Origin of the sequence: Methanonatronarchaeum thermophilum (assembly GCF_002153915.1) — an archaeon.
Taxonomy (GTDB): domain Archaea; phylum Halobacteriota; class Methanonatronarchaeia; order Methanonatronarchaeales; family Methanonatronarchaeaceae; genus Methanonatronarchaeum; species Methanonatronarchaeum thermophilum.
In genome coordinates this window covers 725001-732500 of the sequence record NZ_MRZU01000003.1, presented here as the reverse complement: position 1 = coordinate 732500, position 7500 = coordinate 725001, and the positions used below count along the sequence as shown (strand labels likewise).

Below are 7500 nucleotides of genomic sequence, written 5' to 3'. Positions count from 1 at the left end.
TGCTATCTCCATTTAGGCAAATAACTTTAACATCTGAACTTAAATCATAATCTTCTAGAACTTTAGAACTAATTTTTGAGGTCAATAAGTATACATTATGGCCATTTTCATTTAAGAAATTACATTCTTGTATAACAACTCTTTCAGCTCCACCTAATTTATCTAATTTTAACGAAAGAACTATGGTATCCATTTAAACACCTGGATATACCTCAAAATTTACTTTGAAAGTTTATCTAAATCAAAAACATTATGTATTTTTCTAAGTGCTTTATCCGTTTCATTATTTCTAATTACGAACGAAATATTGTATTCAGATGATCCTTGGCTTATCATTATTATGTTTATTTTTTCTTCACCAATGGCAGTAAATACTTTGCCAGCAACTCCAGGAGTACCAGCCATACCGCTACCCACAACGGTAATGACTGAAACCTCGTTGTCAGTGGTTACATTCTCTATTTTGTTTCTTGAAAATTTATTTTCTAATGAAATTCTAGCTTCGTTTAAATCATCTTCTTTTACTAATAAAGATATGATTGGCTCTGAAGAACCTGTACTAATCATGATTACATTTATATCTGATTCAGCAAGAGCGCTAAAAGCATCCGCAGCAACTCCAGGAGTCCCTATTATATCTATTCCACTTATGTTTACTAGTGCGACGTCACGTTCAGCTGAAACCCCTTTAACCACTCCTTCTATCTTCTCTTCATCTTTAACTATCAAGGTGCCTTCAAAACTGGGATTAAATGTGTTTTTAACTCGTACTGGTATGTTTTTTTCTATTGCTGGCTCTATGCTTTTTGGATGTAGGACTTCTGCTCCAAAGAAAGATAACTCCATGGCTTCACGATATGAGATCCGCTTTAGAGTTTGAGCATCTTGAACAACGCGTGGATCTGTGGTTAGTAATCCGTCTACGTCTGTCCATATCCATATTTCATCTGCTTCGATTGCTCGGCCTATTGTGGATGCAGAGTAATCACTTCCACCCCGACCGAGAGTCGTAATATCTCCATTTTTAGAGCAACCTATAAAACCGGTGATAACAGGTATACTTTCATTTAAAAGAGGTAAAACGCTTTCTTTGATTCTTTTGTTGCTTTCTGAGAGTGGGATAGCACTACCATAACACTGATTGGTTATGACGCCTGCTTCACGTCCAGTTAGGTGCGTTGAAGGCACATCATTGTCTTGGAGAGCTGCACTCACTATAGGTGCGGAAAGCCTTTCACCAAAGGACATTAAGTAATCGAAAGAACGGTCTATAAAATTATCCATCTCCTCAGCCAACAACCGAAGTTCACCAATAATCTCATCTACCTCACCCAGAACACTATCAACTAAATCATTGTTAGATAGAAGTTTTTGAGCGGTTTCTTTATGCCGATCTTCAATCTGATTGATCAAGTCATGGGCTTTTTGTTTTTTTCTTTTTTTGAGGTTTTCGCCGATCTGTAGTAGTTGGTCGGTGGTTCCGGACATAGCTGAGACTACAACTACGACCTCGACTCCTTCATTATATTTCTCTTTGGTTATTAAGGCGACTTTTTTTATCATTTCGGCGTCCTTTACGCTTGTACCGCCGAACTTCATGACAACTCTATCCAGACTAGACATCTCCGCAGAATATAGACGAGGAATTATATTAAAACTTAACCACAAAAACCAAAGAAACAATTATATCTTAAAGAAAACCCAACAAAAGTATTAAAGGAAATAACATGACCGACCTTCGGAAAAAACTGGCAGAAGAAGCTAGCCAATTGATACAGGAAGCGGAAACACAATTACCTGGGTGGGCTGAACAAAGACTAAAAAAAGCCTACCATGAAGAAGAGGGTGTAGCTGAAACTCAGATTAAAAACATCCTCAGAAACCTAGAGATAGCTAGAGAGAAAAACAAACCAATCTGCCAGGACACAGGCCTAATCACATTCTACATTGAAGTAGGAAGAGACCTGCAGATAGATTTCTCGATTCAAGATGCTTTAGAACAAGCTGTCAAGGATGCGACCGGGGAATTGCCTATGCGTCCCAGCATTGTAAATCCATTAACCAGAAAAAATACAGAAGATAACACTGGCCAAGGAGTTCCACACATCGAATACCAACCGATGGAAGGCGATGAAATAAAATTAACTGTTCTTATCAAGGGTGGTGGCTCAGAGAATGTTGCAAGACAAAAAATGTTTTTACCCGATGAGGCAAACGAAATCCCAGGTTGGGTGGTAGATATGGTTAAGGAGGCGGGAGCTAAACCCTGCCCACCCATATACATTGGTTTAGGGATTGGTGGGGGCTTAGATATATCTGCGAAACTCGCTAAAAAAGCATTGATCAAAGAACCCAACACCAGTAAAGGGGAGATAGGCAAGATGGAAAACAAAATCCTAAAAAAAGTAAATCAGTTGGAGGTTGGTCCGATGGGGCTCGGAGGAAATACAACCGCCCTCGGAGTCTCGATAGAAACCGCCTCCTGCCATACTGCTTCCCTCCCAGTCGCATTAAACGTACAGTGTTGGGCAACAAGAACAGCAACAACAACCATAGAGGCCCCGAAATGACTAAAAAAATTAAACTAACAACCCCACTCAAAACAAAAGACGTTAAAAACCTCCAGGTTGGAGATCAAGTAGAGCTCTCCGGAAAAATCTATACAGCTAGGGACTCCGCGCACAAACGAATTCTAAACAACCAACTGGATTTCGATTTAGATGGAGCGGTGATATACCACTGTGGCCCACTAATGAAAAAAAATGATGGGTGGAGTGTTGTAGCTGCAGGCCCAACAACAAGCACCCGACTAAGCAAATTCATACCAAAACTCCTAAAAAAACATAATGTCAGAGCTATGATCGGAAAAGGCGGCCTAAATAACCAGGCAATAGAATCTCTAAAGGAACATAACTCGGTTTACCTTGCTTTTCCAGGAGGATGCGCAGCACTAGCCGCAGACTACATCGAAGAAGTAATAGATGTCAAGTGGCTAGACTTAGGGATGCCTGAAGCAGTATGGAAACTCAAAATCAAAGACTTCCCAACAACAGTAGCAATAGACACAAAAGGAAACAAACTCTACAAACAAAATAAAAAATGACATCTCGATAGAAAAACAGGAAAAAATTTAGTTTTAAATTATTAATTTTTAAAAATCTGTGATTCTTTTTTGTTTTTCTCCATCTAACTCTATAAATGGAATTGTCTTCTCAGGAACACCCATAGATTTTAAATCTGATAGGCTTTGTATTTCTTGTTTTTTATCTTGTATTTTTTTGGCTGTTTTAGGTCCGATTCCCGGTACTCGCATTAGTTGTTTTTCACTTGCTTTTTTGATGTTGATTCTTCTTTTTTTCTTGGCGATTTCGAGTTTTGGATCTATATTTGGAAGCATTCCGTTTTCAGTTATTTTAAGTAGTTCTTTGGGTTGATATTTATATACCCGTAATAACCAGTCCGATTGGTATAGACGTCCAACCCTATGTCTTTCAACCCCTGAAGAACTTTCTAGTGGTGTGTCTTTGAGTGGTTTGAAGCCGGAGAAATAAACTCGGTTTAAATCGAATTTCTCGTATAATTCAACGGATTTATTTATTATTTCTTTGTCTGTTTCATCCAACGCTCCAACTACAAACTGGGTTGACTGACCCACATCCTGCTCATCTATCCACCTTTGACGTCGCTCAATATCGATTTTTAGGTCTTTTACAGAGCAAAGCTCTGATAAATGAGATCTGGTTGGCCCCTCGATATTTATACTTAGCCTGTCTGCAATTATGGAGGCTCTTTCGATCTGGTCTTTCGAACAACCAGGCATAGCCTTAAGATGAATATAACCATCGAAACCCTGTTCTCTAGAAAGCTTCGCTGTATAGATTAGGTCTTCCATAACATCTTCAGGATCACTATAAACACCGCTAGATAAAAATAAACCACAAATCCTATTATTGGTGTATAGTTGGTTTGTGAGTTTAGCGACCTTTTTGGGATTTATTGATGTGCTTTTATTTCTACAGCGATTATTGCAGTACTTACAGTCAAAATTGCATTCATTAGATAGTAACAATTTTAGTAATGGAAAGTTATTCATTTGGCCACTTTGGAAGATAGGTACATCCCAGTTTGACCCACAGACTACATCGAATCTACTTGAACTTGCTAACTTCCTTATCTTTTGAACCAAGGACATCCAATTAAATTTTTAGTTTATTATATTCTATCTTTGAGGCAGTGTTCGGTGAAACTATTACATTATTAAATTCTGAATTAATCAAAACTATTTTTAATTTTGAAAAACCAATTAGAAGGAGATGAAGGGAAATAACATTGATGTTTCTATTTTCATACCAGAGTTTGCTGGGGGTGGTGTTAGTCAGGTTTTTTTAAAGATTGCTAAAGAACTTTCGAAAGATATGGATGTAGAGATTGTTACTGCTATCGATAATAATTCTATGAAATATGAGTTTGTTGGTGATATTGATGTTCATACTCTTAAATCTAGTAAAGTTAGATATTCTGTTTTTAAACTTGCTAGATATTTAAGGGACCGCAAACCTGAATATCTTGTTTCTGCGATGAATCAAGCGAATGTGGTTGCCCTTATAGCTTCTAAAATGTCGAGAACTCCAGTTAAAAATATTGTCTCGATTAGAAATAATACTTCTGAACTCCTAAAAAATGAAAATAACTTGAGCTCTAGAGTTTTACCTTTTTTTATTAAGCGTACCTATAGGTGGGCTGATGAAATCATCCCTAATTCGAGAGGTGTTGCGAGGGATATTAGTGAAATTTCAGGTATACCAGTGAAAGAAATGAAAGTTATTCATAACCCTGTGGTTGATTCTGATTTACAAGAAAAAGCAAGTGAAGGTGTGGAACATCGATTCTTTAAATCTGACAAAACTGTTATTCTGGGTGTAGGTAGACTTCATAGACAAAAAGATTTTAAAACACTTATAGAGGCTTTTAAATTACTTAACCACAAAAAAGAATCAAGATTACTAATATTAGGTGAAGGAGAAAAAAGAAAGGAACTAGAAAACCTCATACAAAAACTAAATCTTGATAAATATGTAGATATGCCAGGGTATGCCGAAAATCCATATAAATACATGAAAAACTCAACTGTATTTGTACTTTCATCCAGATGGGAAGGCCTTCCAAATGTATTGATCGAAGCTATGGCAACAGGAACACCTGTAGTATCAACAGACTGCCTTTCCGGTCCATCAGAAATACTAAAAAACGGAGAATACGGTGAATTAGTACCTGTAGGAGATTCAGAAAAACTAGCAAAAGCAATATTAAGTACTTTAGAAAATCCTACTGAAGAACAGAAGTTAATTCGGAGGTCAAATGACTTTAATGCTAAAAAGTGTATCAACCAATTCAAAGAGCTAATAAAAACTTGAAGATATAAAAAATGTATTAAAACTTAGGAGATAATATATGAAAGCATTAATAACTGGTTCGGCAGGGTTTATAGGTTCTCATCTTTCCCAAAGATTATTAGAAGAAGGTTATGATGTCGTTGGAATAGATAATTTAAACGATTATTATCCCTCTTTTATAAAAAAGAAAAATGTTGAGTTGTGTAATGATTTTTCAAGAAACCTTGATTCTAAATTTAATTTTGTTGAAGGCGACATCTTAAATCAGAGTATAATGGAGGAGGTTTTTGATGAATTTAATTTTGAATTAGTTTTTCATCAGGCTGCGCAAGCAGGAGTTAGATATTCAGTTGAAAATCCAATAGAACCTAATAATATAAATGTAAACGGTACACTGAATCTACTTGAAACTTCACGAAAAAACGATGTAAGGCTATTTATAAACGCTTCATCTTCATCTGTTTATGGCGAAACAAAATATTTACCATTTGATGAAAAACACCCTAAAACCCCTAAAAGCCCATATGGAGTAAGTAAACTGGCTTCAGAGCAATATTGCAGGGTTTTTAATGAATTATACGATATAAACACAGTCTCACTAAGATATTTCACAGTATATGGCCCTCGAATGAGACCCGACATGGCTATATCAAATTTCGTTAGAAGATGCCTAAATAATAAAAGCCCAATCATATATGGAAATGGAAAACAAACAAGAGATTTCACATACATACAAGACGTTACCAAAGCAAATATCGAGTTGATTAGTAAAAAAGAGGCCCAGGGTGAAATAATAAACATTGGATCTGGAGAAAATATATCCATTAAAAAACTAGCAAAAGAAATAATTAAAGAAACTAATTTAGAAAAAGAACCAATTTACTCTGAAAAAAAGAAGGGAGATGTAAAAAACACTTACGCAGATATCAAAAAAGCAAAAAAACTAATCAACTACGAACCAAAATTTGGGATCAAAGAGGGAATAAAAAAATACATAGATTGGTATAAAAAAAATAAGGATTGGTATAAAAATAATAAATAAGCAGTATATATTGAAGGAAATGATTGGCAATGACGTATGAGGGATATTGAGAATATTTTTCAGGAAACTAATTTTAGGAAAACTTCTACTAGAGCTTATGCTACTTCTAAATTGATTAGTTCTGTGCCTTTATTTTTGTTCAGATTAAGTAGTTGTTATCTATTAGATTTGCTAACACGCTTGAATTGGATTAAAATTAATAAGTTTGTTCGTCGTCCCCTTGATAGTATTATTTGGATTACAAATTTGATTACTGATTTTTTGGTGGTTAAAGTTACCCTTTTAATTCGGAGTCGTTTGCAACTCTAGACATTTGTTCGAAACAAAAAATAAGATAAAGACTATAGATTTACCTTAATTCTTTATAATTATTTTATGATACAAGTTGAATTGAAATTTTATAATATAAGTATAATTGAATTTGAATTTGTTATTTTGTTTAGAATTGTATTGTTTGTGTTTTGTTTAGGTTTTTTGGTTTATATTTAGTTGTTTAATGGTTTTGTCTAGGTTTTTGAAGAATTTGTTTTTATTGAATTTTTCGGCATTTTTTTGACAGTTTTTTTTCATTGACATTATTGTTTGTTTGTCAATTTTACTTATTTTTTCTTTGAATCTCTCTTTTTTTGGTGGTAGTAGCCATCCAGTTTTTTTATTGATAATTGTTTCTTTGTATCCGCCTTCGTTCACTGCGAGAACTGGTTTTCCGGAGGCCATTGATTCTATTGGTGTTAAACCGAAGTCTTCGTCTTTTGCTACAGTTATGGTAGCTTTGCAGTTAGCATATAATTTTTTTAGTTTGCGCCAGCTTATTTCTCCGGTGAATTGGATGTTATCGTTTGCTAATTTCTTGTATTTTTTTAATTCTTCTTCTCTATCTGCGGGTCCGACTATTTTTAGTGTTTCTTCTGTTTCATTGAAAATTTTTATTAGGAATTCGATTCTTTTGACTGGATTAAGCCTGCTAACAGTTAACCAATAATTCCCTATTTTTTCGAAGTAAAATTCTTTTGTGTCTACTGGAGGATAGATTACTTTTGGGTTTAGTCCATAGTATTTTTGTAT

The 7500-nt window shown here is 35.0% G+C and carries 8 protein-coding genes (2 of these 8 running past the window's edge); 4 read left to right on the top strand and 4 right to left on the bottom strand.

The genetic code is table 11. The features are described 5' to 3' along the window. Positions 1-193, bottom strand: partial view of a glycosyltransferase family 4 protein gene (locus AMET1_RS04820; protein WP_086637334.1) — the beginning only. It extends 950 nt beyond the left edge of the window; only the first 193 of its 1143 coding nucleotides appear in the window; its start codon is at positions 191-193; the stop codon falls past the left edge of the window. 26 nt (positions 194-219) lie between these two features. Further along, positions 220-1623, bottom strand: a complete 1404-nt coding sequence (locus AMET1_RS04815) for an aspartate kinase (protein ID WP_201721282.1) — start codon at positions 1621-1623, stop codon at positions 220-222. A gap of 104 nt (positions 1624-1727) precedes the next feature. Here AMET1_RS04815 and AMET1_RS04810 point away from each other — a divergent pair, with 104 nt between their 5' ends. Then, a complete protein-coding gene (locus AMET1_RS04810) occupies positions 1728-2570 on the top strand; it encodes a fumarate hydratase (RefSeq protein ID WP_086637332.1) in 843 nt (280 codons plus the stop codon). After that, complete coding sequence (locus tag AMET1_RS04805) at positions 2567-3103, top strand: FumA C-terminus/TtdB family hydratase beta subunit (RefSeq protein ID WP_086637331.1); 537 nt, start codon at positions 2567-2569, stop codon at positions 3101-3103. Before AMET1_RS04810 ends, AMET1_RS04805 begins: the two co-directional genes overlap by 4 nt. Before the next feature lie 48 nt (positions 3104-3151). Here the strand turns inward: AMET1_RS04805 and AMET1_RS04800 are convergent, their stop codons facing one another. After that, positions 3152-4093 carry a helix-hairpin-helix domain-containing protein gene (locus tag AMET1_RS04800; RefSeq protein WP_161490773.1) on the bottom strand — a complete coding sequence of 314 codons (942 nt, stop codon included), beginning with the start codon at positions 4091-4093 and terminating at the stop codon, positions 3152-3154. A gap of 220 nt (positions 4094-4313) precedes the next feature. Here AMET1_RS04800 and AMET1_RS04795 point away from each other — a divergent pair, with 220 nt between their 5' ends. Together AMET1_RS04795 and AMET1_RS04790 are read left to right on the top strand one after the other, a co-directional pair. After that, positions 4314-5414 carry a glycosyltransferase gene (locus AMET1_RS04795; protein ID WP_086637329.1) on the top strand — a complete coding sequence of 367 codons (1101 nt, stop codon included), beginning with the start codon at positions 4314-4316 and terminating at the stop codon, positions 5412-5414. A 37-nt stretch (positions 5415-5451) separates the two neighbouring features. Further along, positions 5452-6435 carry a GDP-mannose 4,6-dehydratase gene (locus tag AMET1_RS04790; protein ID WP_086637328.1) on the top strand — a complete coding sequence of 328 codons (984 nt, stop codon included), beginning with the start codon at positions 5452-5454 and terminating at the stop codon, positions 6433-6435. 465 nt (positions 6436-6900) lie between these two features. Here the strand turns inward: AMET1_RS04790 and AMET1_RS04785 are convergent, their stop codons facing one another. Next, positions 6901-7500 carry the 3' portion of a glycosyltransferase gene (locus AMET1_RS04785; RefSeq protein ID WP_086637327.1) on the bottom strand. The gene runs 525 nt beyond the window's last position, so 600 of the gene's 1125 nt are visible here — the last part of the coding sequence; the start codon falls outside the window, past its right edge; the stop codon is at positions 6901-6903.